The sequence below is a fragment of the Rhodovulum steppense genome (assembly GCF_004339675.1).
GTDB lineage: Bacteria > Pseudomonadota > Alphaproteobacteria > Rhodobacterales > Rhodobacteraceae > Rhodovulum > Rhodovulum steppense.
Map to the genome: position 1 here is coordinate 133,736 of NZ_SLVM01000003.1, position 23,021 is coordinate 156,756.

The window sequence follows — 23,021 nt, forward strand, 5'->3', positions numbered from 1 at the left end:
GCACGGGCGCGCGACGGGATCTGGGATATGCCATTCTGGCCTGTCCGGGTCGTTGGGGGGCTGTTCGGTCCGTCCGAAGCCTAGGGCGGTACGGTTGACAAAAGCTGAATCCCCGCGGTCTCAGCGTGGCTCTGTCCTGGCGAGGAGATCCTTGAGCCGGTCGCGCATGACCCCGCTGCCCTCCAGCAGATCGCGCGCGCCTGCGAGGCTGGGCGCCTGCGCGGGGTCGAAGGCGGCGGCCGGGGTGGTCTGGCGCATCGCGGCATAGCCGCTCTGGCTGTCGGGGCCCGCGGTCTCGACCGTGGACCAGTCCCGCTCGCGCCAGGCCAGCGCGGCCTGTCGGGCGGTATCGCCGGCCGCCCCGTAATGGCGGGCGGCCTCGACCAGATCACCGCGGGCGCGCGCGGCCTCGGCGCGCAGACGCTCGGCCTGGGTCGTTTCAAGGCCGGACAGGTATTGCGTCGCCTCGCCCGGCCGCCCGGCGGCCAGCGCAAGCCGGGCCCGCACGAGCCGTTCCTCGTCGGTGCCCTGGGGCGGGATGCCCGCGATGATCTGCCCGGCCCGGGGCGCGAATCCGAGGTCGAGCAGCCGGTCGGCCGCGGCAAGACGCGCCTTGGGTGTCAGCGCAATGGTCGGCACGGTCAGCGCGCCCGAGAATGCCTCGCGCAGGATGTCGGCATCGTTGCCGTCGCGGGCAAGCGCCCGCAGCAGGTCGGAGGCAAGATCCTCGCGGGGTTCCAGGCCGTGATGGAGCAACATGCCGAAGGCCGTCTGGAAATTGCCCCGCGTCGCGTGGCCGCGGATCGCGAGTTCGACCAGGCGCATGCCCTGCGGGGTGTCGCGTCGTTCATAGGCCAGCGCCTCGGCCAGCCGGAGGATGTCCATTTCGGGCACCTGCCCCGAGATCAGCAGGCTTTCGATCTTGACGATCACGGCCTCCGGCGTGGCCGGTCCGCCTTGCGCCAGCACCTCCTCGATCCTGGCCTCGGCGGTCTCGGTCTCGCCGCGGGACAGGTCGATCCTGGCCTCGACGATCGTCAGATCGCCCGAACGTGTCTTGTCGCCCGCACGCGCCACGGCGTTGCGCACCCGCGTCGCGGCCTCGGTCGCGCCCGAGGCGAGAAAACGCTCGGCCAGGATCGGGCCGAGATGGCGGCGCAGGTGAAGCGGCAGCTCCGAGAAGCTGCGGATCACCGCGGCCTCGTCGACCTCGGCGGCCGAGGAGATCTTCGGACGGGCGAGGGTCGCCCAGAGCGCGGCGCGGTTGGGACAGGAGAGCTGGCCGTCGAACAGGGCGGGGTTCTCGGCGATGCCCTCGTCGATGATCGCACCAACCTCGCGCCAGACCGCAGCGGGCGGCGTGTCCAGGCGGACCGTATCGATCACCGCCCGCACCTCGGTCCCGAAGCCGAGCGCGAGATAGGCGCGGACAAGCTTTTCGGCACCGGCCGGATCGGTGGCGTCGCGCATGTTCAGCAGCGCAGCGCGCCCCTCGGCGATCAGCGCCCCCGGGCTCTGGCCCTCCCCCCAGGCGGCGAGGTCGAAATAGCTGTCAGGGTAGCAGGGATCGCCGAGAGCCGAGCGGTCCTGCCGAGCGGCCTGGGGGCCTAATCCGCGGTCGATGCTGGTCTCGACATGGATGTTGGGCCGGTCTCCCAGCCCGGCAAGCGGCGTTTCGGCATCGGCCGATCCGGGCTCCGGCTCAGGTTCGCGCCCGCGCGCCTCGGACGGCGGCGGCCGGTCGGGGGTGATGTCGGCGGCTTGCAGCAGGCCCTGGGACGCAGCCCGGCCGATCTGCTTCATCAGTTCCGACCGGGCGCTTTCGACCCTGGGGTCGGGCGGGTCCACGGCCGCGAGCGGCTCCGGGGGAAGGAAACGGCCGATCACCGGGGACGGCGTCATGCGGCCGATATCGAGCGGCAGTCGCACGCGCGGGCGGGCGGGAACGACCGCCGGGCGGGCGGCCTCGACCGGACGGGGCTCGACCAGGGAGGCCTCGAAGGGCGAGTCGGCGGGGGCGGGACCGGTGCGCAGGTCGAGCACAAGCACGCCCGGACGCAGCAGCATCGCATCGGCATGGACCCCGTCGGGCACGGCGAGCGCGACGATTCCGGGCTCGGCCTGGCGGATATCGGCCAGGCGGGTCCGCGGGATCAGGGTGAACACGCCGCCCAGGGCGAAATCCAGTGCGGGATTGCCGAATCGCAGAAGGTAGCCGTCCGCGCCACGCCCCAGCGTCCAGCTCACATCGGCCGGAAACTCGAAGACGAGCCGCGAGAAATCCGCATGCTCGCCCGAGCGGATCGCGACGGTCTGGGCCAGCGCCGGTGTCCAGAACAGCGCGAGAAGAATGGCCAGAAGGCCCCGGCGGATCATGCGGCCTCCTGCTTGGTTGCCTTCAGCGCCTCTTCGAGTTCCGAGAAGCTGGGGCGCATCGCGCCCGGCGTGTTCTGGCGGCCGACCTCGATGCAGATGGTGGGCGGGTGGTTGTGCAGGTTGGCGACCAGCACCTCGCGGATGAGGTGGTAGAAATGGGCGTCCTCCTCGGTGACGGCGCGCACCCGCACGGCGAAGGGGCCAACGAAACCATAGGCGAGGAACACGCCGAGGAAGGTGCCGACCAGTGCACCGCCGATCATCTTGCCGAGGATCTCGGGCGGCTGGTCGATCGAGGCCATGGTCTTGATCACGCCGAGCACCGCGGCCACGATCCCCAGCGCGGGCAGGCCGTCGGCGACGGTCTGAAGCGCGTGGCTGGAATGCATCGCGTGATGCATATGCGCCTCGAGCCGTTTCTCGAGCACCTCCTCGACCTGGTGGGGGTCGTCATAGTTCATGCTGGCTGCGCGCAGGGTGTCGCAGATCAGTTCGACCGCGGTGGAATCGGCGGCAATCCTGGGATAGCGGCCGAAGATGGGCGAGTCGGCGGGTGCCTCGATATGGGATTCCAGCTCCAGCGGGTTCTGCCGTGCGACGCGGATCATCTCGAACAACAGGCACAGAAGGTCGCGGTAATCCGCAGGTTTCCACTTGGGTCCCTTGAAGATCTTGCCGATATCCTTGAGCGTGTGCTTGATCGACGCCATGTCGTTGCCGATGGCAAAGGCCCCGATCGCGGCGCCGCCGATCATCATCATCTCGAACGGCAACGCCTTGATGATGATCCCGAGCTTGCCACCTGCAAGCAGGTAGCCCCCGAAGACCATCACGAAGACGACAAGAATCCCGACGATGCCGATCATGGCAGCTCCGATATGTTCCGTTCAGGACGGACTCTGGCAGGCCCGCGTTAAGAAAGACTGATTATTCCCTTGGCGCCCGCGCGTTGCGGCCCGCCAGAATCACGCTGATCGAATAGGCAAGCGGCGGGTCGAGCCCCGCCAGGACCGCCGCGGCCGCATCCGGCCGCATCCGGCCGAGGAACCCCGCCGCGAATTCGGGGGCCATTTCGGCAAAAAGCGCGGCGGCCTCGTCGGGCTTCATGTTCTCGTAGACGGCGGTCAGCCGGGCGACATCGTTCTCGGCCGCGTCGTCTGCAATGGTGAGGGTGTCCCGGAGCGCGGCTTGCGCGGCCTCGAGCGCCTCGATCTGGCGGGCGATTTCCTCGCCCGCGATGTCGATTGTCGCCTCGCGTTCGTCCAGAAACGCCTCGCGGGCCGCGACCTCGGCCTCGCGGGCCTGGAGCGCGGCAAGCACGGCGGCGATGTCGGGCGGCGGGGGGCAGGGCTCGGCCACAGCCTCCTGCGTTGCGGGCGACGTCTGGGCAAGCCCGCGGATCTCGTCGGTCAGGGCCTGCGCGGTGCCGCCGCCGAAACGGATCAGCCCCGAGGCGAGGAAAAGCCCGGCGATGACCGGAAGCACCGCGCCGCCGCTGCGGAAGGGCGAGGATTTGCGGCTCATTCGGCGGCCTCCGGAACGCGGCGGCGGAACAGAACCGCCGGGGCCTCGGCGGGCGGCGGCGCATCCGCCGGAGGTGCCGGGGCCATCGGCGGCGATGCCGAAGCGGGGCCCGCCGGTGTCGTCTCGGCGGGCGGAGGCGCGGCGCGCGGCACCTCGGGCGGCAGATCGTGCATTGCCGCGACCAGCAGTTCCAGGCGCCTTGCCACATCCTCGGCCCGTCCGGTCAGGCTTTGCAGCCCGTCGGTAGAATGGCGTGCGGTGCTTTGCGCCCCGTGCAGCACCTTGGTCATGTCGTCCACCTGGGCCGAAAGCACGGCGATCGCGCCCCCCATGCCCTTTTCCAGGTCGTTGAAGCGCCGCAGGCGCCGCGCCAGGACATGACAGTAGAGCGTGGCGCCCAGCGCCCCGGCGATCAGCAGGATATCCGCGATCAACGCCATTCTCGCCTCCTCAGTTCAGCACGAATTCGGTGATCAAGAGGTCACGCACCCGATCCTGCCCGGTGACGAGCTGGACCCGGCGCAGCATCTGCGCACGCAGGGTGATGAGCGCCGTCGGGCGCTCCAGCTCGGCGGCCTCGACGGCGCGCAGATAGCTGTTCAGCACGTCGACCACCCGCGGCATCAGCAGGGTCACTTCCTGCTGATGGACCGGGTTCACCTCGAGCTGGGCCTGAAAGCGCAAGTGACGCCGCTGCGATTCGGGGCCGAGCGAGATGATCATCGGCTCGATCGGGACGAAGGCGACGCTGCCCAGAACGGAATCGCTGACCCGGTCCGATGACCCGCTGCCCGTGGTCGTCTTGTCCGCCCCTCCCAGGATCAGGCCGGAATAGATCGCAAAAAAGGCCCCGCCGCCGAGGACGAGCGCCCCGACCAATCCGAGGATCAGCGGTTTCTTCGACTTGCTGGCGGGGGCTTCTGCCCCGTCGTCTTGCGTATCGGCCATTTCCCGGCCTCCTTGTCTGCCCGTTCCTCTATAGCCGCGGGAGGGCTAACCGATTGTTAAGCCGGTCCTGCGAAGGATGTGCGGCAGAAACGGGGCAGAAGCCCCCAGGATCGGGAGACCCATCTTGCCGCAGCTTTTGGCCATATGGACCGGGCTGACCCCGAGCCGCCGGGTGATCGTTATTCTGGCGACCGTGGCGATGTTCGCCGCCGTTCTTTTTCTGTCGCGGGTGGCAACGACGCCCCGCATGGCGCTGCTCTATTCCGGTCTCGACAGTGCCGCAGCCGGCGAGGTGATCCGCGCGCTCGACCAGACCGGCATTGCCTACGAGGTGCGCGGCCCGGCGATCTATGTCGATGCCGGCCGCCGCGATTCGCTGCGCATGACGCTGGCGAGCGAAGGATTGCCGTCGAATGGCGCCGCGGGCTACGAGCTGCTGGACTCGCTGTCGGGATTCGGCACGACCTCGCAGATGTTCGATGCCGCCTATTGGCGCGCCAAGGAAGGCGAGCTGGCGCGCACGATCCTGGCCAATCCGCAGTTCCGCAGCGCGCGGGTGCATATCGCCACGCCCAGCGCGCGGCCCTTTGCACGCAATGTCAGGCCCGCCGCCGCCGTGACGGTCGGCGCGGCCGGCGGCCCGCTGGGCCCCGCCCAGGCCAAGGCGCTGCGCTACCTCGTCGCCTCGAGCGTCGCCGGGCTGATGCCCGCGGATGTCTCGGTGATCGACGCGAATAGCGGCACCGTGGTCACCGACGACACGACCGCGAGCTTTGGCGGCGACGCCGATGACCGTGCCGCGGCGCTGAAGGGTCGGCTGGAACGGCTGCTGGCCGCGCGGCTCGGTCCCGGACGTGCGGTCGTCGAGGTCAGCATCGAGACCGAAACCCAGAGCGAATCGATCCGCGAACGGCTGATCGACCCCGAAAGCCGGATCGCGATCAGTTCCGAGAACGAGCAACGCTCGACGAACTCGAGCGAAACCGGCGGCGGCGCGGTGACCGTGGCGAGCAACCTGCCCGAGGGTGCCGGCGCCTCCGACCGCCAGTCGCAGCGCAAGGAAACCCAGACGCAGGAGCGCGTGAACTACGAGGTCTCGCAGACCGAACGCGAGATCCTGCGGGCTCCGGGTGCGGTCAAGCGGCTGAGCGTTGCGGTCCTGGTCGACGGGGTGGCCGGGCGCGACGAGGCGGGCAACCCGACCTGGAACCCGCTGCCCGAGGCCGAGATCGAGGCGCTGCGCGAGCTGGTCGCCTCGGCCGCCGGATTCGACGACTCGCGCGGTGATGTCATCACGCTGAAATCCATGCCGTTCGAGCCGGTCGAGGCGCTGGGCTCGGGTCCCGGAAGCAGCCTGCTCGGCGACGTTTCGCTTGATCCGCTGACGCTGATCCAGCTTGCCGTGCTGGCCGCAGTGGCGCTGATCCTCGGGCTTTTCGTGGTCCGCCCGATCCTTGCCGGGTCCGGTCGTGCGACACCCGCGGGCCTGCCGCCGCCGCAGCGGTCCGGTGCCGACTCTGGCGACGGCCAGACCTGGCTGGACGGCGAGATCGACCCCGATGACGGCTTTGCGCCGGGCCTGCCCATGGCCACGATGACGATGAACACGCTTGATCCGTCGGCCTTCACCGATAGCGGCTTTGGGGGTGGCGGCTTCGGCGCGTCCGACAACGACCCGGTCGGCCGACTGCGCGACCTTATCGAGGAACGGCGAGAGGAATCGGTGGCGATCCTGCGCGGCTGGATGGAGGAACGGCAGGAGACGCCGTCGTGACCCGGCTCAACCTGGAGGATTTCTCGGCCCCGCGGGTCGAGGAGCCGGAGGCCCGGCCCGAGCCGTTCGATGCCCAGGACATTCGCCTGAAGGCCTTCGAGGAGGGATACAAGGCCGGTTGGGACGATGCGGCCGCCGCGGAGGCCGAGTCACATGCCCGCATCACGGCGGATTTCGCCAAGACCCTTCAGGAGATGTCCTTCAGCTATCACGAGGCGCGCGCTCACATGCTCGCGGCGCTGGGGCCGCTGCTGAGCGCGATGGTCGAGCGGGTGCTGCCGCAGATCGCCGCCGCCGGGTTCGCCCGGACGGTGGTCGAGACGGCGATGCAGCTTGCCGAGACCCAGGCCGAACGCCCGGTGCGGATTCGTGTCTGCCCCGAGAACCGGGCGGCGCTGGAGGGGCTGATCGCCACCGATCCGGGCCTGCCGCTGGCCGTGGTCGAGGACGACACGCTCGGCCCCGGGCAGGCGCTGGTCTCGGCCGGAACCGTCGAGAACGAAATCGACATAGACGGGATGCTGTCCGCGCTCCGGACGGCGCTCGACGACTTCCTGACCACCCAAGAGGAGACCCGCCACAATGGATGACCCCATATCCGAGGAGCCGACCGGGATGCCGGGCGCCCGATTTCTCGATCAGGTACCGATCGAGATCACCGTTTCGGTCGGCAAGGCCCGCCCGCTGCTGCGGGATCTGCTGCGGGTCGAGCGCGGCGGCGTGCTGCCGCTGGATCGCCGGATCGACGACCCGGTCGAGCTTTACATCGGCGACCGGCTGATCGCGCGCGGCGAGTTGCAGGAGGTCGAGGGCGCACAGCCAGGCCAGATTGCGGTGCGCCTGACCGAGGTCATCGACAGCGTGAAGGGCGGCTGAGCGATGCGCGCGCCCCTGATCCTTGCCGTGATCGCGCTGGCCGCGCTGACCCTGCCGGCCGGCGCACAGGAGATCTCGATCTCGCTCGGCGGCGAGGGCGGCTCGCTTGCGGGACGGGGGGTGCAACTGATCCTGCTGATCACCGTGCTGAGCCTGGCGCCCGGGCTGGCGATCATGGTGACCTGTTTTCCCTTCATCGTCACCGTGCTGGCGATCCTGCGTCAGGCGATCGGGTTGCAGCAATCGCCGCCCAACATGCTGCTGGTCAGCCTGGCGCTGTTCCTGACCTATTTCGTGATGGAACCGACCTTCACGCTGGCCTGGCAGGAGGGCGTGGTCCCCCTGATCGAGGAGACGCTGTCGGTCGAAGAGGCGATCCCGCGCATCATCGACCCGTTCCGCGCCTTCATGGCGGCCCGGGCCGAGGCCGACACGTTCGATGCGCTGGCCGCGCTCCGGCCGCAGACCGATCCGGCGGTGCCGATGGCCGAGGCACCGCTGTCGGTCCTGGTGCCCTCGTTCATGCTGAGCGAGATCGGCCGGGCCTTCGAGATCGGATTCCTGATCTTCCTGCCCTTCCTGATCATCGACCTGGTGGTGGCGGCAATCCTGATGTCGATGGGCATGATGATGGTGCCCCCGGTGATGGTCTCGATGCCGTTCAAGCTGGCCTTCTTCGTGGTGGCCGATGGCTGGACGCTGATCTCCGAGGCGCTGGTGCGGGGATACTTCCCGGCGGGATGATCCGCAAGCGATTGCCCGGGATCGAGATCGGGGTGGCGGGCGCATCGACCCGCTGCCCGATGCAAAAGGGCCTGGGACCGGCCGCTGCAGAACCACCGGGCCGCGCACCGGCCGGTCGAACGCCACCCGCCGGACAGCCCGGCCCTGTGCGCCGTCATCGCGATCGTCATCCCGGCGCGAGCCGCAGCCCCGGGATCCGGGCTGCGCGCGGGTCCGGAATGACAGGCTGATCCGCGCGCGCTGCACTGCCCGGAGTGCATGCGGGGGCGGGGCATCCACGCGCCGGGATGACGCCCCCCGCCCTGACACTCGTCCCGGCCCAGGCGTTTTCAGGCCGAACCGGTCGCTGGCGGATCGGCCTGCGGGGCGCGACCGGCGCGGCCCCGCGCATCCAGCCGATCGCGGCGGCCCGGGCACGCAGCGCGCGCTCGGGCCTCGGGCGGCGGAGAGTTCGCCGTGGCCTGTGGCGTCGGCGGTCGGATCGGGGCGCGCGCCTGTGGGGCAGGGCCGGGGCAACCGGATCGCGGCATCGGCACCGCGCGCGTCGCCGGACATCGCCCCGGCAAGAGGCTGAGCGGCGGGACCGACCGCTCGGGCCGCGACGGGGTCAATGCACCAGGAACTCCGCGTGCAGCGCGCCGGCGGCCTTGATGCTCTTGAGGATGTCGATCATGTCCCGCGGCGACACGCCCAGCGCGTTCAGCCCCGCGACAACCTCGGACAGCGAGGCGCCACCGGGCACCTCGGCCAGGCCGATGCCGGGCTCTTCCTCGATACCGGCCCGGGTTCGCGGTACGACCACGGTCTGGCCCGGGGCAAAGGGATTGGGCTGCACGACCATCGGTTCCTCCTCGATCCGCAGCGTCAGGTTGCCCTGCGAGACGGCCACGCGCGAGATCCGCACGTCCTCGCCCATGACGATCGTTCCGGACCGCTGGTCCACGACGACTCGGGCCTTGCGCTGCGGCTCGACCGTGATGCCCTCGATGCGTTGCAGCGCATGGGCGGGCGACGGCGCCTGCGTCGCGCGGATGTCGAGCACGACCGTGCCCGAGTCGATCATGCGCGCCACGCCGCGCCCGTAATTGTTGTTGATCGCTGCCTCGATCCGGCCGGCGGTGGTGAAATCGGGGCTGCGCAGCGCCAGTCTCAGGGAGGTGAGCGTGCTGAAGTCGAAATCTATCTCGCGCTCGATCCGGGCGCCGGAGGGAATGACGCCCGCGGTCGGAACCCCCTGGATCACGGCGGCGCCCTGCCCCTCGGCCGCGGCGCCGCCCGCGATCACGGTGCCCTGGGCAACGGCATAGATCTGGCCGTCCGCCGCATTCAGGGGCGTCATCACAAGCGTCCCGCCCAGAAGACTCTTGGCATCGCCGATCGCCGAAACCGTCACGTCGATCTGCGAGCCTGCACGGGCAAAGGGCGGCAGGTTGGCCGTGACGAAGACGGCCGCGACATTCTTGGGCCGGAACTGCTCTCCGGTAACGTTAACGCCGAGCCGTTCGAGAATGCTGGACATGATCTCTTCGGTGAAGGGCGCGTTGCGGATGCCGTCGCCCGTGCCGTTCAGCCCGACCACGAGGCCGTAGCCGACCAGATCGTTGCCGCGCACGCCGTCGAACTCGACCAGATCCTTGATGCGGATCGGCGAAGCGAGGGCCGGCAGCGCGAGAAACAGGGCAAGAAGGAGCGTCGGAATGCGCCGCATCATCTGAGGTAGTCCACCAGGCTGAGGCGCGACAGGCGCGCGGTGACGGCATAGATTGTTTCGAGCTGTGTCTCGGCGGCCTTGAGTTCGGACGCCGCGTCGTAGGGATCGACGGCAAGCATGTCGAGCCGGGCAAGCTCCAGCATCTGGCGGCTGGAGGCGTTCTCGGTCCTTATGGTCTCGACCTGCGCCTGCGCGGTGCCGACCTCGCCCTGCAGGACGGTGAGATTGCCGGAATTGGTCAGGAGCCTTTCGCCGACGGCAATCGCAAGCGCCTTGCGTTGCGTGAGGTCGCCACCGAAAAGCGTGTCGTCCGAAAGAAGGGCGCCCGCGACCATGTCCCGCAGCGCGGTGCGGATGCCCGGATCCGACGCGGTGACGTCGAGCGTCAGGCTGCTGCGGTCGTTCAGGCGCACGGGGCCGACGGGGGTATCCGACCCCAGATAGCCCAGGGTCTCGAATCCGCCGCCCGGCGTATCGAACCAGAGATCGACCGCGTCGAGCACATCCTGGGCAGAGGTCAGTCCCGCGACCGCGGCCTGGACCTCGGCGAGGATCTCCGGGCCCGTGGCGAGCGCCGGACCATTGGTCGCGGCGCCTGCGAACAGGGTTCGACCGCCGACCTGGGCGTTGAGCGCGGCGGCGGAGATGTCGAGCCAGACCTTCGCGTCGGCTCCGAGTACGTCGATCGTGCGCGCGTCGAACATGTTCGCCGCGGTCATCAGGCTGGAGCTCATCTTGTTCGCGGCCTGGTGCAACTGCCCGAGGGCATGCTGCATCGCCTCGGTCGCAAAGGCGGCCTCCTTGGTGGCGAGATCGTAGGAGTCCATGACCTTGAGCCCGCGCTCGATCCCGCCGAGCGCACGGAAATCGCCGCGCAGGCGGGCGGCCGGATCGGCGGTGAGACCGGTCGAGACCTCCTGCCCGAGGCGGCTGATCCGGGCCTTGACCTCGGTGTTCTGGGTGCGCAGGGCATAGCCGCGGGAAAGATCGCCGATGGAAACGAAGGACATGGCTCAAAGCTCCATCAGAAGGCGCATCATCTGGTCGACGGTCTGGATGACCCGCGCATTGGCCGCATAGGCCTGTTCGTATCGCAGGAGTTTCTGAAGCTCGGCATCGGTGTCGACGCCGCCTTGCAGTTCGGCCTCCTTCAGGGCGCTGGTGCGGGCCATCGCGAAGCCCTCGTTCTCGATCGCGCGCTGGGCCTGGACCGAGATGCGGGAAACCGTCTCCGCGGCGAAGGCGGCTGCCGACAGGACCTGGCCGGCAAAGGGCCCGGATGCGGCGGGGCGTCCTGCGCTCAGGGCACCGGAAAAGGCATCGAGTTGACGGGAATCGCCGACATCGCCCGGCGCAGCGGCACCCAGCCCGGCGCGCAGTCGCCAGAGTGCGCCGCCCTTGTCCGGATCGACCAGCGTGTTGACGGCGATCCGCTCGGACAGGCCAAGTTCCTGCGGCGGCAGCGCCGCCGGATCGAACGGGGCGTTCGCGCCATTGGTGAAGAGCCCCGCAGCGCCCGGGGCAAGGGTCGCATCGAGCGCGGGATCCTGAAACCGCTCGATCAGATCGCGGGCCAGCGCGTCCAGACTTTCCTGCGCCTGGGGAGCGATGACGTCTCGCTGTTCGAAGAGCGCCCCCAGACGGCCACCGCCCATCGGCGCGAACCGGCCACTGGCGGCAACGGGCTCGCCATTCAGGGTGAGACCGGAGAGGGCCCCGCTGTCGAGCGTCATGTCCGAGACGATCATGCCCGCGGGATCGAACCCGAAGACCGATGGCCGTCCGTCGACCAGGGCGGCGCCGGTGGTGGAGTAGAGCGCGATGGTCCCGTTGTCGCGCGTGATCTGGCGCAACGGAACGATCTCGGCGATCTTGTCCACGAGAACCTGGCGTTGGTCGTAGAGCGCGCTGATATCGGCCCGGGTGCCGTATTTGCCGCCGATCTCGGAATTGAGCTCGGCGATCCGGGCCAGAGAGTCGTTGAGGGTCAGGACATCGGCGGCGATGGCGGTCTCGGCATCCATGCGCACCGCCTGGATGTCGTTGGCTGCCGAGCGGATGGTCCCGGCAACCGACTGCGCGGCGGCCAGGACATCGGCCAGGCGCGTGGAGCTGTCGGGGCGGCTGGCTGCGGCGACGAAAGCAGATTCCATCGCGGCGATTCTGGCCGCGATGGAATCCGGGTCGTCTGGCGTACCGAGTGCGGCCTCGATGCGCGAGAGCGCATCGGCGCGTACCCCGGCGCCGCCGGTATCGGCCTGGGAAAGCCGCCGGTCCGAGATCAGGGCGAGGTTGGTGTCGCGACGCACGCCGTCGATGCGCACGCCGCCCAAGGGGTCCGCCGAGGTATCCAGGGCGCGTCGGCCATAACCTTCGGTCAGCGCGTTCGAGACATTCGCCGACACGACCTGGGCGCCCCGCGACGCGGCGTTGAGGCCGGAAAGGGCATTGGACAGGGTTCCGGTCAGGCTCATTTCTCACCTCGCTTTCACGAAGGCCGATATCGGTCGGCCTAGCGCTTGATGTTCGTCGTCTCCTGGAGCATTTCGTCCACGGTCTGGATCACCTTGGCATTCGAGGAATAGGCCCGCTGGGTCTGGATCAGGTCGGTCAGTTCGCCGGCAACGTCGGTGGCGGATCCTTCCAGCGCGTAGCCCACGACATCGCCGGTCGGCCCGTCGCCGGCATCCCAGAGGAAGAACGATCCGCTGGTGGAGGACAAGGTGTAGATCTGGTTGTCGAGCGAGATCAGGCCGTTCGGGTTTGGCAGATCGACGATGGGCACCTGGTAGAGGGTCCGGGTGATTCCGGTGTCGAACACGGCCCTGACGAAACCGTTGCCATCGACTTCGACCGCGGTCAGGTTGCCGACCGGAAACCCGTTCTTGTTGATCGCCGTGGGGGCGAAGCTGTCCGAGAGCTGGGTCATGATGCTGCCCGAGTTCTGGGCGCCGATATTGATCGACATCGTGTCGCCCAGCGGGCCGACGGCGACGGTCAGAACGCCTGTCGTCGGGTTCCAGGCCCCCGCCCCTGCGGCGGTACCGGCCGCGGTCAGCGTGACCGTGTCGAGCGTGCCGCCATTGCCCTGCGTGGCGTCGAAGACCAGCGTGTATTCGCCGATCACGGCGCCGCCCTGGGCCGAGTCGGTCAGGGTCATCGTCCAGGTGTTCGATGAGCCGGGCGCACCGGGGATCGTCGGGGTATAGGTCACCCCGATGCTCTGCGACGTGCCGAGGTTGTCGAAATACTCGACCGACAGGGGCAGCGGCGTTCCCGGCGCGCCGAACTCGGTCTCGGTCGCGGGCAGGTTGACGCCAAGCGTGATCTCGGTGGTCGGTTCGGCGGCGAACTGGTTGGTCTGGATCTGGACCGGGCGAAGCCCGTCGGCCGTGTCCCGGGGATAGGGCGGAATCGTCCCGTCGGGGTTCGCGGGCCAGCCGAGCAGCACCAGACCGGTCGAGGTGCGCAGAACCCCGTTGGAATCGGTCCGGAACGATCCGGTTGTCGCGAGATACATGGGATAGTCGTCCGTGCCCGAGATCAGGGCGGTTTCCTGTGTCACCGGCAGGAAACCCCGCCCGCGGACCGCGAGATCGGTGGGATTGTTCGTCGCCTCGAGCGCGCCCGGCTGATCGATCATGCGCATCGAGGTGATGCGCACGCCGCCCGCCGAGTAGGTGCCGCGGTTGGAGCCGATCACCATCGAATGGAAGTCGGTCTGCGACCGCTTGTACCCGTAGGTCGACGAGTTCGCGATGTTGTCGGCAATCGTCGCAAGCCGGTTCGCATTGGCCGCAAGGCCAGAGACACCGGCATTGAGCGAGGAGGAAATGGTCATGTAAGCGCCTTTCTGCAGCTTGGTCCCCAGCCAAACGCACCGTTACATCCCGACATTTAACACCCCCCTAACATCTAAAATCCCACCTAGTTCCCCGTGTCCGAGCGCAGCAGAACCAGTTCCAGCCGGTTGTTGCGCGGCGCCATCGGCATCGAGACCGCAGGCTTGCGATCGGCATAACCGGTGATCCGCTCGAACCGGTCCGGGCGCAGTCCGGTCTGCTCGATCATGCGGCGCACGGCATGGGCCCGCGCGGTCGAAAGATCCCAGACCGGATTGTCCGCAAGAACGATCGGCCGGGCGCTGACATATCCCGCAACGGCCACCTCGTTGCGAACCAGCGCGAAGGCCTGGCCAATAACCTCGATCAGTTCCTCGAGCACCGGCATCGCCTCGGTGCCGTCGGCGACGAAGAGCGGAGCGTCGTCGAGGTCGAAGATCTCGACGATCAGGCCCTCGTCGGTCAGCCGCGTCACGATATGGCGCAGCAACTGCTCGCTGAAGACGGTTTCGCCGCTCTTGCCGTTCAGCAGATCCTCGATCTCGCGCAGCGCCTCGGCCTCGGCCATCGCGTCGTTCTTCTGCTCTTCCGCCTGCTCGGACCCGATCATGCCGCGGGCCTGCCGCTCGGGCGTCGGGCTGGGCCGGTCGGCACCGGTGCCGGTCTGCGAGAGGATGCGTTCAGAGAATACGCTGTCCCCGCCGAAGGCGCCCTCGCCGCCACCGGAGACCCGGTTCACCGGGATCGTGGGATTGAAATAGTCCGCAATCCCCTTGCGTTGTTTTTCCGTCGTCGCGTTCAGCAGCCACATCAGCATGAAGAAGGCCATCATGGCGGTCACGAAGTCGGCATACGCGACCTTCCACGCTCCACCGTGATGTCCGCCGCCGCCCACTACCTTCTTACGCTTGATGATGACTGGCGCGTTCGTACCATGCGCCATTGCACCACCTTCGTATTTGTACCCCACCGCTTTTCTAGTGGGCAGCCATGGAATCCGGCGTAATGCCGAAACTTGGCGGAAATCGGGCGGCAACGCGCGAATCCACGGCCTTTTTTCGCGCATCTCCCGGCTTTCCCGGCCGCGCCGTGCATGCGCGCACAGGGTCCGTGTCCTGCCCCGTTCTTGCTGCGGGCCGTCCCGGCACCAGATTTGTTCGAGGGAAGACAGGTGGAAAGGAGGGCGCGCGATGGCGGTGGAAGGTCTGCACCATGTCACCTCGCTGGCAAGCGGTGCGGTGGCGAACAATGCGTTCTTCACGACGATTCTGGGCCTGCGGCGGGTGAAGACGACGGTGAATTTCGACGCGCCGGAGGTTTATCACCTCTATTACGGGGACGAGATCGGGCGCCCGGGCAGCGTGCTGACCTGTTTCCCCTACGAAGGGGCCAGACGCGGACGCCGGGGCACGGGCGAGGTGCATGCGACGGCGTTCTCGGTGCCCGAGGGCAGCCTGCCGGACTGGCAGGCGCGGCTGCATGCGGCGGGCGTGCCCGGGCTGTCGGTCGAGGAACGCTTCGGCGAGGCGTGGCTTCTGTTCGACGGGCCGGATGGCGAGCGGCTGGCGCTGGTCGAGCGGGCGGACGGGCGCGCGCCCTGGACCGGGGGCGGCGTGGCCGCGGCAACGGCGATCCGGGGCTTTCATGCGGTGACGCTGCGGCTGGCCGATGCCGGACCCACGGCAGAGCTGTTGCAGGCCATGGGCTATGACGAGACCGGCCGCGACCGGGCGCTGCGGCGGTTCGAACTGGGCCGGCATAACGGGGCCGGGATCGTCGATCTGGAAACGGTCGCGGCCGCGCCCGCGGTTCCGGGCGCGGGTTCGGTGCACCATGTCGCCTTTGCGGTGCCCGACCGGCCGGCGCAGGATGCGCTGCGGCAGGCGCTGACCGATCAGGGGCTGCGCGTGACCCCGCCGATCGACCGCGACTATTTCCACGCGATCTATTTCCGCAGCCCAGGCGGCGTCCTGTTCGAGGTCGCGACGAACGCGCCGGGCTTTGCCCGCGACGAGACGCCCGAGCATCTGGGCGAAGCGCTGAAACTGCCGCGCCAGCACGAACATCTGCGCGCGCGGCTGGAGCGGGAACTGGTGCCGCTCTCCCCCTGATGAAACCGCAATCGGCGTCAAAGGGGACGGTCCGGATCGTCGCTGACGCGCTATGTCAGGCAGCCGAGGGGATGGGGAGGCACGGATCGACCGGCCCGCGGCGGGCGCCCTCCCGCGGGACGGGGCCGCCTTTCCCGGCACCGGACTTCGCGAGGTTCCGCCGCCCGGCCCTTGTGGCGCCCGCCGGGCCTGCTCGGGGCTGGTGCCGCGGCGCGCTAGCTGGCGCGGGCGCGGATGCCGTTCTCGGCGGCGCCGGTGGGCACCAGGGCGCGGACCAGGTCCTTGACCGACAGGATGCCGACCTGCCGACCGTCACGCAGCACCCGGTAGCAGAGCCGCGTATCGCCCTCGGACAGCGCGATCACCGATTCCAGGGTGTCATCGGCATCGACATCGCCCGCAAGTCCGGCACGCGGCGCCTCGGTCCGCTCCATCACCGAGCGGACCCGCAGCACGCGGGCGCGGTTTATGTCGGAAATGAAGTCGACGATATAGGGGTCGTTGGGGTGCATCAGGATATGCTGCGGCTCGCCCTGCTGGACGATCTCGCCATCCTTGAGGATCACCAGATGGTCGGCGAGTTTCAGCGCCTCGTCCAGGTCGTGGGTGATGAAGACCACGGTCTTGTGCAACTCGTCCTGCAATTCCAGCAGCAGATCCTGCATGTCGGTGCGGATCAGCGGATCGAGCGCCGAGAATGCCTCGTCCATCAGCATGATATCGGCATTCGAGGTCAGCGCCCGCGCGATGCCGACGCGCTGCTGCATGCCGCCGGACAGCTGGTGCGGATACTGGTTGTCCTGCCCCTCCAGCCCGACGCGGTTCAGCCATTTGCGCGCCTCTTCTTCCCATTCGGGGCGGGGAATGCCGCGCACCTCCAGCGGGGTTCCGGCATTTTCCAGAACGCTGCGGTGGGGCAACAGGGCGAATTTCTGGAACACCATCGACATGTTCTCGCGTCGCAACCGGCGCAGTTGCTCCTCGCCATAGGCCAGAACGTCCTCGCCATTGACCACGACCTCGCCCGCGGTGGGTTCGATCAGGCGGTTGAGGTGCCGGATCAGCGTGGACTTGCCCGAACCCGACAGGCCCATGATGACCGTGATCCGGCCCGCGCGCATGTCCACGTTGATGTCCCGCAGGCCCAGGACATGGCCGTGGGCCTCCAGCAGTTCGGCCTTTCCCATTCCGGCGCGGACATGGTCGAGTGCCGCGACAGGATGCGCCCCGAAGACCTTGTAGAGGTTGCGGATCGAGATCTTGATATCGTCGCTCATCCCCCGGCCCTCACTGCTTCTGCGACGCGTTCACGCGCGCCAGTGCCGCCTTGGTCACCCGATCGAGGATGACCGCCAGCAGCACGATGCCCAGCCCCGACACGAGGCCCACGCCCAACTCCAGGTTGCGGATTCCGCGCAGCACCAGAACGCCCAGCCCCGGTGCCGAGACCAGCGAGGCGATTACGACCATGGCCAGGCTCATCATGATGGTCTGGTTGACGCCCGCCATGATGTTGGGCAGCGCCAGCGGGATCTGGACGCCTTTCAGCTTCTGCCATGAGGTCATGCCGAAGGCGTCGGCGGCCTCGATCACCTCCTTGTCGACCAGCCGGATGCCCAGGTTCGTCAGCCGGATAACCGGCACGATGGCGTAAAGGATGATCGCGATGCCGTAGAGCTTCGGCTCGGTCACCGAGAACAGGAAGATCAGCGGGATCAGGTAGACGAAGGGCGGCAGCGTCTGAAGCATGTCCAGCACCGGGATCGTCATGTTCTGGAAGGTGTTGCTGCGCGACATGGCGATGCCGATGGGCACCCCGATCAGCACGCAGATCGCCGCGCAGACGAAGATGATCGCCAGCGTCTGCATCGCGTAATCGTAATGGTCGATGAAGGCCAGGAACCCGATGCAGAGCGCGACGAACCCCACCAGTTTCACCGAGCGCGCGACCAGTTGCGTGACCAGCAGCAGCAGCGGGATCATGATCCACCAGGGCGCCGTCTGAAACAACCACAGCGCGCCTTCGAGAAACCAGCTGAGCGGCTGGGTCAAAGGGTCGAGAAAAAGGCTGAGGCCGTCCTTGATGGACAGAAAGCCGTTTTCCAGACCCTTGGTCAGATCGCGCGCCTGGGGAAAGTTCGGGCAGGCCCGATTCAGCGCGTCCATCGAGGGAAAGGGCAGATCCCAGATCGTGGGGGCGGGCGCCGCGCCGCCGCTGGCCCGTCCGATCAGGTCGGCCATCGACATCGGCGCACTGCTACCGCCCGACTCGCACCATCCGCGCAGCCCCAACCCGTCGAACAGGAAATCGTAACTCGCCATCTTTCGGTTCTCCGTTGCCGGGCCCGCAAGACCCGTCGTGAAACGAAGACGGGCCCGCCGGGGCAGGCCCGTCCGTCGGCATGGGCCGGGATTACTGGCTCAACAGTGCGGCCAGCCGCTCGCGCGCGGCGTCGTTCAGCCAGGCCGACCAGAGATCCGGATAGGTGGTCAGGAAATGCACCGCCGCCTCTTCGCCCGAGGCGCTGTTCTCGTCCATCCAGGCGACGACCGAACTCATCACGTCGACATCGAAGCTGACCTTGGCCAGGAACGCGGCCGCGTCGGGTTCGCGTTCGGCGAAATCGGCGGTGACCACGGTCAGCACCGGCGCCGCGGGGAAGGCCGAGGGTTTCGGGTCCGGATTGGCCGGGTTCTGGTTGGCCGCATGGGCGGCGGCGTCATAGTCGCCCATGTCGACGGCGACCATGTCGTATTTGCCCAGAACCGCGGTCGGCGCCCAGTAATAGCCGAACCAAGGCTGTCGGTTCTCGTAGGCCGAGGCCATCGAGGAGGCCAGCGTCTCGCCCGAGCCGTGGTTGAAGATCCGCAGCCCCGCCTCTTGCAGGCCGAAGGCGGGGATCAGATTGTCGTTGACGATGCGGCAGCCCCAGCCGTCGGGACAGTTGTTGAAGGTGCCGCCCACGAGGTCGGGATTGGCCAGGATGCCCTCGATCGTGGTCAGTTCGGGATGGGCCTCGGCCAGGTAGGAGGGGATCCACCAGCCCTCCACCCCGCCGGGGCTGAGAACCTCGCCCAGTTCCACGACCTTGCCCTCGGCCTTGAGGCGGGCATAGACCTCGCCGGTCGAGTTGATCCACATCTCGGAGACAGTGTCCGGGCGGCCATTCTCGGCGATCGAGGTGACCGCGGGCACGGTGTCCGAGGGCACGACGCTGACCGTGCAGCCATAGCCCTGTTCGAGCAGGAATTTCTCAACCTGGGTCACGACCGAGGCCGAGGACCAGTTCATTTCGGCGATCGACACCGTGCCGCATTCGGCCTGGGCCAGGGTCGGGATGGCCAGCGCACAAAACAGGGCGCCCGCAGCGGTCTGATGTTTCATCGTGTTTCCTCCTGGGAAGTTCATCCTGGATATCGGCCCGCGTCGGATTTCCCGTCACGAAGCAGGCCTGCGGAACCGGTTCCGGCGTCCGCGCGGCAATGCGCGTCGTGTCGCGCAGGGCATCTGCCACGCCCAAGGCGTCGGCAACCGGACAACCGACAGGGGGCGGGGACAGACCGGCGCCACACTGGCGGCGCTACGCACCCGTCCCTGTCGATATCGCGGAGATGTTATGTCACCGGTCCGGGAATGCCAACCGGGAGTTTTCCATTTGCGACATTGTCTGTCGTTTTTCGTCATTGAACGCCCGCCGGGGACGGGCTTTTTCGCTGGCGCGGGGCCGGTTCCGGGCATAGATCTGAGCCCGAACAGAACAGGAGGCCCCGCGTTGCCCGGCTTGTGTCCCGATGTCGATCCCGAAGGCCTGAGCGAATTCTCGGTGGTGTTCACCGACCGCTCGCTGAACCACATGTCGGCGAAGTTCCAGAGCGTCATGCGCGACATCTCGGCGATGCTGCGCGAGGTCTATGGCGCCGAGGCGGTGGCGCTTGTGCCCGGCGGCGGCACCTTCGCGATGGAGGCGGTGGCCCGCCAGTTCGCGACCGGACGCCGCGCACTGATCGTCCGCAATGGCTGGTTCTCCTATCGCTGGACGCAGATCTTCGAGGCGGGCGGTTTCGCGGCCGAAACCACGGTGGTCATGGCGCGGCCCTCCGGCAACACGCCCCACGCCCCCTATGCGCCCCCGCCGATCGAGGATGTCACCGCCGCGATCCGCGACACGCGCCCCGAGGTCGTCTTTGCCCCGCATGTCGAAACCTCGTCGGGCATCATCCTGCCCGACGACTATATCCGCCATATGGCCGTGGCCGCGCATGAGGTCGGCGCGCTGATGGTGCTGGACTGCATCGCCTCGGGCTGCGTCTGGGTGGACATGGCGCAAACCGGCGTCGATGTGCTGATCTCGGCCCCGCAAAAGGGCTGGTCGGCCTCGCCCTCGGCGGGAATGGTGATGCTGTCGGCCCGCGCCGCCGCCCGGCTTGAGGAAACCGCCTCGAATTCATTCGCGATGGACCTGAAGAAGTGGCGCGCCATCATGAAGGCCTACGAGGATGGCGGCCACGCCTATCACGCCACCATGCCGACCGATGCGCTGGTCGGCCTGCGCGACGCGATGGCCGAGACGAAGGCCATGGGCTTCGACGCCGCGAAAGCGGCGCAATGGAAGCTTGGTCAATCCGTGCGCGAGATGCTGGCCGGGATGGGTGTCGCTTCGGTGGCCGCCCCGGGCTTTGGCGCGCCCGGCGTCGTGGTGTCCCATACCGACGATCCCGACATCCAGAACGGCCGGAAATTCGTCGCCGAAGGCATGCAGATCGCCGCGGGCGTGCCGCTTCAGGTGGGCGAGGGCGCCGGGTTCCGCACCTTCCGGCTGGGCCTGTTCGGTCTGGACAAGCTGACCGATATCGACGGCACGCTGGCGCGACTGCGCGCGGTTCTGGAACGGGTGATCGGGGCCTGATTTCCGGCGAGCGAGGCGCGGCCGGTTCATCGGCATGTCGATGACCTCCGCGCGAGCGGAGGTAATGCGCGCCGGGGTCGGGTGTCTTTCAGGCGTGAGGCCAATCTCACGGTGAAGCCTGAAGGAGGCAGGACATGGAACGCACTCCGCGGCCCTCGCCCTTGCCTTTCTGTCCGCCGGGGCCGCCTCGGCCATGTACAGCATGATGCCCTGTCCTCCGACGAAGCGTACTCGATCCGGCAATACGCGCCCGGCGCCGGTCTTTCCGGCCTGACCCGGGGTGAGATCCTGCAGATCGTGAACCATATCGGGACGGACGCGACCCCGCCCGAGACCCGCGGATCATCCGCAGAATGACGGCGTGATCGGCAGGACCGACAGGACGGGATGGCTCTGGACCGGCGGGGGCGGGCCGACATCGTCCGCGCGGCCCTTGCGCAGAGGCGTTCACGAATGTTTGCTTCACGCGATTGCGTGTCGCATTTCAGAACGATTATTCTTCTATTTCCGCCCATGCCTTTGCCGGGACATGCGGGAGTACGGGCAATGCGGAACAGGATCGACGATGAAAGGCAGGTGCCCGATCTGCTTGCCTCGGGCGACCGGGCCACATTCGAGCGGCTATATCGCCAGCATAACGGCGCGATGATCCGGGTCTGCACCGCGATCGTCGGCAACCGGGCCGCTGCGGAAGAGGTCGTGCAGGATGGCTGGATCGCGATCCTGCAGAATATCGGCGGGTTCGAGGGCCGCGCGTCGCTGGCCGGATGGATGTTCGCCATCGTCCTCAACAAGGCGAAAAGCCGCGCGCGGCGGGACGGAAGGTCGGTGTCCTTCGACGCGGGCGGCGAGGAGAACAGCCTGGCCGCCGCCTTCGACGGGCGCGGGCGGTGGAAGGACATGCCCGAGCTTTGGGACGAGGTCACGCCCGAGCGGATACTGGCCGGGCGCCGGGTGCTGGACCATGTCACCGCCGCCATCGAGGCCCTGCCCCCGGCCCAGCGCGCCGTCATCGTGCTGCGCGGCCAGCACGGGCTGGACCCGGCCGAGGTCTGCGCGGCGCTGGGGATCAGCGAAGGCAACATGCGGGTGCTGCTGCATCGCGCGCGGCTGGCGGTGCGGGCGGCGCTTGACGATCTGCTGTAGCATCCCGTCGCGGGGGCGGGTCGGGGATGGCGTGTAACGGAACGCGGGATCGGGAGTCTTCCCGACAACCGGATGGAAGGCAGGGACTGGCCCGATGTTGAACTGCAAGGACGTCGCCGCACGCGCGAGCGCGTTGATCGACGGCGAGTTGAGCGGGTGGCAGGCCATGCAGATGCGCCTGCATCTGGCGATGTGCCGGGGTTGCAGCGCCTTTGTCGGCCAGATCCGGCAGACCCGCGATCTGACCGAGGCGGCCCTGCGCGAGGGGACGGCGCATCCGGGCGATGATGCGCGGCTGGCCGCGATCCTTGCGCGCCTTCCCGATCAGCGCCGGGGGGTCTGAACGCGCGGCGGCCCGGCCGGTTTCAGCGCGCGCCCGGCCGAAGCAGGGCGGCCTGCGCGGCGCGGGCGACGGGCGCGAGTTCACCGGCCCCGGCGCCCGAGCGGGCGCGCAGCATCAGGCCGCGGGCGACGGCGGCGGCCAGTCCCGCCGCCGCGGGGGCGCCGGTCTCGCCCGTCTCGTCCCATCCGGCGGCGCGGAAGCGGGCCGCCAGCCGGGCCTCCATCCCGTCATAGCGCCGGGCCAGTTCGGCGCGGAAGGCCGGGTTCGCCCCGGCGGCATCGGCCAGCACGCAGGAGATCAGGCAGCCGGGCGTCCCGGGGTCGGCCGTGGCCAGCGCGATCACCTGCTCGAAGAAGGCGGCCAGATCCTCGGCCAGCGTGCCACAAGGCCCCAGAGCGGCCACCACCGGAACGATCCGCGTCTCGACATATTGGCCGATGGCGGCCAGGAACAGCCCCTGCTTGTCGCCGTAGAGATGGTAGAGGCTTGCCCGCGGCATCCGCATCGCGCGGCAGAGCCTGTCGATCGAGGCGCCGTCATAGCCCGCGGCCCAGAACACGCGGATCGCCGCGTCAAGCGCCGCGCGCTCGTCGAACTGGCGGGGTCGGCCGCGCGGGCGCGGGTCTGCGATGCTGGGGCTGTCTCCTGGGGCCATCCTGCCAAGATAGGCAGGGCGGCGGTCGGGACAATCCGCTTTCCGCGCGGCGCCGGTCGGGTTC

General features: G+C 68.5%; 22 protein-coding genes. 8 read left to right on the forward strand and 14 right to left on the reverse strand.

Going from position 1 to position 23,021, the window contains the following annotated elements; translation table 11 throughout:
- Positions 1-120 precede the first annotated feature (120 nt).
- The 5 genes from EV216_RS02965 to EV216_RS02985 all read right to left on the reverse strand — a co-directional run bounded on the left by EV216_RS02965 (position 121) and on the right by EV216_RS02985 (position 4,848).
- Complete coding sequence (locus EV216_RS02965; protein WP_132693574.1) at positions 121-2,376, reverse strand: hypothetical protein; 2,256 nt, start codon at positions 2,374-2,376, stop codon at positions 121-123.
- On the reverse strand, positions 2,373-3,242 hold the full coding sequence (gene motA, locus EV216_RS02970) for a flagellar motor stator protein MotA (protein WP_132693575.1): 870 nt from the start codon (positions 3,240-3,242) through the stop codon (positions 2,373-2,375). Before motA ends, EV216_RS02965 begins: the two co-directional genes overlap by 4 nt.
- A 61-nt stretch (positions 3,243-3,303) precedes the next feature.
- Entirely contained in the window at positions 3,304-3,900 is a 597-nt protein-coding gene (locus EV216_RS02975) for a MotE family protein (protein WP_132693576.1), read from the reverse strand.
- The gene (locus tag EV216_RS18540; protein WP_243641945.1) at positions 3,897-4,340 is read right to left on the reverse strand and encodes a hypothetical protein; all 444 of its coding nucleotides are present in this window, start codon (positions 4,338-4,340) and stop codon (positions 3,897-3,899) included. Before EV216_RS18540 ends, EV216_RS02975 begins: the two co-directional genes overlap by 4 nt.
- Before the next feature lie 10 nt (positions 4,341-4,350).
- On the reverse strand, positions 4,351-4,848 hold the full coding sequence (locus tag EV216_RS02985) for a flagellar basal body-associated FliL family protein (protein WP_132693577.1): 498 nt from the start codon (positions 4,846-4,848) through the stop codon (positions 4,351-4,353).
- A gap of 124 nt (positions 4,849-4,972) precedes the next feature.
- Between EV216_RS02985 and fliF the strand changes: the two genes are divergently transcribed.
- Genes fliF through fliP form a run of 4 tightly spaced genes read left to right on the forward strand, consistent with a single transcriptional unit; the run spans position 4,973 to position 8,242 of the window.
- A complete protein-coding gene (gene fliF, locus EV216_RS02990; protein ID WP_132693578.1) occupies positions 4,973-6,622 on the forward strand; it encodes a flagellar basal-body MS-ring/collar protein FliF in 1,650 nt (549 codons plus the stop codon).
- Positions 6,619-7,212 (forward strand): FliH/SctL family protein, encoded by a 594-nt coding sequence (locus EV216_RS02995; protein ID WP_132693579.1) that lies wholly within the window; start codon positions 6,619-6,621, stop codon positions 7,210-7,212. Before fliF ends, EV216_RS02995 begins: the two co-directional genes overlap by 4 nt.
- Positions 7,205-7,498: a FliM/FliN family flagellar motor switch protein gene (locus tag EV216_RS03000; RefSeq protein WP_243641946.1), complete on the forward strand. Its 294-nt coding sequence runs from the start codon at positions 7,205-7,207 to the stop codon at positions 7,496-7,498. Before EV216_RS02995 ends, EV216_RS03000 begins: the two co-directional genes overlap by 8 nt.
- Positions 7,499-7,501: 3 nt before the next feature.
- Positions 7,502-8,242, forward strand: a complete 741-nt coding sequence (gene fliP, locus EV216_RS03005; protein ID WP_132693580.1) for a flagellar type III secretion system pore protein FliP — start codon at positions 7,502-7,504, stop codon at positions 8,240-8,242.
- A gap of 607 nt (positions 8,243-8,849) precedes the next feature.
- Here fliP and EV216_RS03010 read toward each other — a convergent pair.
- The 5 genes from EV216_RS03010 to EV216_RS03030 form a co-directional block, all read right to left on the reverse strand.
- Positions 8,850-9,950 carry a flagellar basal body P-ring protein FlgI gene (locus tag EV216_RS03010; RefSeq protein WP_132693581.1) on the reverse strand — a complete coding sequence of 367 codons (1,101 nt, stop codon included), beginning with the start codon at positions 9,948-9,950 and terminating at the stop codon, positions 8,850-8,852.
- Positions 9,950-10,963, reverse strand: a complete 1,014-nt coding sequence (locus tag EV216_RS03015; RefSeq protein ID WP_132693582.1) for a flagellin — start codon at positions 10,961-10,963, stop codon at positions 9,950-9,952. The genes EV216_RS03010 and EV216_RS03015 overlap by 1 nt, the downstream gene beginning before the upstream one ends.
- Before the next feature lie 3 nt (positions 10,964-10,966).
- Positions 10,967-12,427 (reverse strand): flagellar hook-associated protein FlgK, encoded by a 1,461-nt coding sequence (flgK, locus tag EV216_RS03020; protein ID WP_132693583.1) that lies wholly within the window; start codon positions 12,425-12,427, stop codon positions 10,967-10,969.
- Between the two features lie 38 nt (positions 12,428-12,465).
- Positions 12,466-13,794, reverse strand: coding sequence for a flagellar hook protein FlgE (locus tag EV216_RS03025; protein WP_132693584.1), 1,329 nt, complete (start codon positions 13,792-13,794; stop codon positions 12,466-12,468).
- A gap of 86 nt (positions 13,795-13,880) precedes the next feature.
- Complete coding sequence (locus EV216_RS03030) at positions 13,881-14,738, reverse strand: OmpA/MotB family protein (RefSeq protein ID WP_132693585.1); 858 nt, start codon at positions 14,736-14,738, stop codon at positions 13,881-13,883.
- Positions 14,739-14,985: 247 nt separating this feature from the next.
- Here EV216_RS03030 and EV216_RS03035 point away from each other — a divergent pair, with 247 nt between their 5' ends.
- Positions 14,986-15,906, forward strand: coding sequence for a VOC family protein (locus EV216_RS03035; protein ID WP_132693586.1), 921 nt, complete (start codon positions 14,986-14,988; stop codon positions 15,904-15,906).
- A 215-nt stretch (positions 15,907-16,121) separates the two neighbouring features.
- On the opposite strand, the gene EV216_RS03040 is transcribed toward EV216_RS03035, so the two are convergent.
- The 3 genes from EV216_RS03040 to EV216_RS03050 form a co-directional block, all read right to left on the reverse strand.
- Positions 16,122-17,183 (reverse strand): quaternary amine ABC transporter ATP-binding protein, encoded by a 1,062-nt coding sequence (locus tag EV216_RS03040; RefSeq protein WP_132693587.1) that lies wholly within the window; start codon positions 17,181-17,183, stop codon positions 16,122-16,124.
- Positions 17,184-17,193: 10 nt separating this feature from the next.
- Complete coding sequence (locus EV216_RS03045) at positions 17,194-18,228, reverse strand: ABC transporter permease (RefSeq protein ID WP_132693588.1); 1,035 nt, start codon at positions 18,226-18,228, stop codon at positions 17,194-17,196.
- Between the two features lie 91 nt (positions 18,229-18,319).
- The gene (locus EV216_RS03050) at positions 18,320-19,291 is read right to left on the reverse strand and encodes an ABC transporter substrate-binding protein (protein WP_132693589.1); all 972 of its coding nucleotides are present in this window, start codon (positions 19,289-19,291) and stop codon (positions 18,320-18,322) included.
- A gap of 388 nt (positions 19,292-19,679) precedes the next feature.
- On the opposite strand from EV216_RS03050, the gene EV216_RS03055 reads away from it, so the two are divergent.
- The 3 genes from EV216_RS03055 to EV216_RS03065 all read left to right on the forward strand — a co-directional run bounded on the left by EV216_RS03055 (position 19,680) and on the right by EV216_RS03065 (position 22,302).
- A complete protein-coding gene (locus EV216_RS03055) occupies positions 19,680-20,813 on the forward strand; it encodes an aminotransferase class V-fold PLP-dependent enzyme (RefSeq protein WP_132693590.1) in 1,134 nt (377 codons plus the stop codon).
- A gap of 546 nt (positions 20,814-21,359) precedes the next feature.
- Positions 21,360-21,959: an RNA polymerase sigma factor gene (locus EV216_RS03060; RefSeq protein WP_165899121.1), complete on the forward strand. Its 600-nt coding sequence runs from the start codon at positions 21,360-21,362 to the stop codon at positions 21,957-21,959.
- A 94-nt stretch (positions 21,960-22,053) separates the two neighbouring features.
- Positions 22,054-22,302 (forward strand): anti-sigma factor family protein, encoded by a 249-nt coding sequence (locus tag EV216_RS03065; RefSeq protein WP_132693592.1) that lies wholly within the window; start codon positions 22,054-22,056, stop codon positions 22,300-22,302.
- Between the two features lie 22 nt (positions 22,303-22,324).
- On the opposite strand, the gene EV216_RS03070 is transcribed toward EV216_RS03065, so the two are convergent.
- A complete protein-coding gene (locus EV216_RS03070; RefSeq protein WP_132693593.1) occupies positions 22,325-22,957 on the reverse strand; it encodes a TetR/AcrR family transcriptional regulator in 633 nt (210 codons plus the stop codon).
- Positions 22,958-23,021: the final 64 nt, after the last annotated feature.

Excerpts from the sequence above, each read along its gene's own strand:
- EV216_RS02985 (WP_132693577.1), bottom strand. The coding sequence starts at position 4,848 with ATGGCCGATACGCAAGACGACGGGGCAGAAGCCCCCGCCAGCAAGTCG.
- flgK (WP_132693583.1), bottom strand. The coding sequence starts at position 12,427 with ATGAGCCTGACCGGAACCCTGTCCAATGCCCTTTCCGGCCTCAACGCC.
- fliP (WP_132693580.1), top strand. The coding sequence starts at position 7,502 with ATGCGCGCGCCCCTGATCCTTGCCGTGATCGCGCTGGCCGCGCTGACC.
- EV216_RS03065 (WP_132693592.1), top strand. The coding sequence starts at position 22,054 with ATGTTGAACTGCAAGGACGTCGCCGCACGCGCGAGCGCGTTGATCGAC.
- EV216_RS03035 (WP_132693586.1), top strand. The coding sequence starts at position 14,986 with ATGGCGGTGGAAGGTCTGCACCATGTCACCTCGCTGGCAAGCGGTGCG.
- EV216_RS03040 (WP_132693587.1), bottom strand. The coding sequence starts at position 17,183 with ATGAGCGACGATATCAAGATCTCGATCCGCAACCTCTACAAGGTCTTC.
- EV216_RS18540 (WP_243641945.1), bottom strand. The coding sequence starts at position 4,340 with ATGGCGTTGATCGCGGATATCCTGCTGATCGCCGGGGCGCTGGGCGCC.
- EV216_RS02965 (WP_132693574.1), bottom strand. The coding sequence starts at position 2,376 with ATGATCCGCCGGGGCCTTCTGGCCATTCTTCTCGCGCTGTTCTGGACA.
- EV216_RS03070 (WP_132693593.1), bottom strand. The coding sequence starts at position 22,957 with ATGGCCCCAGGAGACAGCCCCAGCATCGCAGACCCGCGCCCGCGCGGC.
- EV216_RS03045 (WP_132693588.1), bottom strand. The coding sequence starts at position 18,228 with ATGGCGAGTTACGATTTCCTGTTCGACGGGTTGGGGCTGCGCGGATGG.
- EV216_RS03050 (WP_132693589.1), bottom strand. The coding sequence starts at position 19,291 with ATGAAACATCAGACCGCTGCGGGCGCCCTGTTTTGTGCGCTGGCCATC.
- motA (WP_132693575.1), bottom strand. The coding sequence starts at position 3,242 with ATGATCGGCATCGTCGGGATTCTTGTCGTCTTCGTGATGGTCTTCGGG.
- EV216_RS03030 (WP_132693585.1), bottom strand. The coding sequence starts at position 14,738 with ATGGCGCATGGTACGAACGCGCCAGTCATCATCAAGCGTAAGAAGGTA.
- EV216_RS03015 (WP_132693582.1), bottom strand. The coding sequence starts at position 10,963 with ATGTCCTTCGTTTCCATCGGCGATCTTTCCCGCGGCTATGCCCTGCGC.
- EV216_RS03000 (WP_243641946.1), top strand. The coding sequence starts at position 7,205 with ATGGATGACCCCATATCCGAGGAGCCGACCGGGATGCCGGGCGCCCGA.
- EV216_RS03025 (WP_132693584.1), bottom strand. The coding sequence starts at position 13,794 with ATGACCATTTCCTCCTCGCTCAATGCCGGTGTCTCTGGCCTTGCGGCC.
- EV216_RS03010 (WP_132693581.1), bottom strand. The coding sequence starts at position 9,950 with ATGCGGCGCATTCCGACGCTCCTTCTTGCCCTGTTTCTCGCGCTGCCG.
- EV216_RS02975 (WP_132693576.1), bottom strand. The coding sequence starts at position 3,900 with ATGAGCCGCAAATCCTCGCCCTTCCGCAGCGGCGGCGCGGTGCTTCCG.
- EV216_RS03060 (WP_165899121.1), top strand. The coding sequence starts at position 21,360 with ATGCGGAACAGGATCGACGATGAAAGGCAGGTGCCCGATCTGCTTGCC.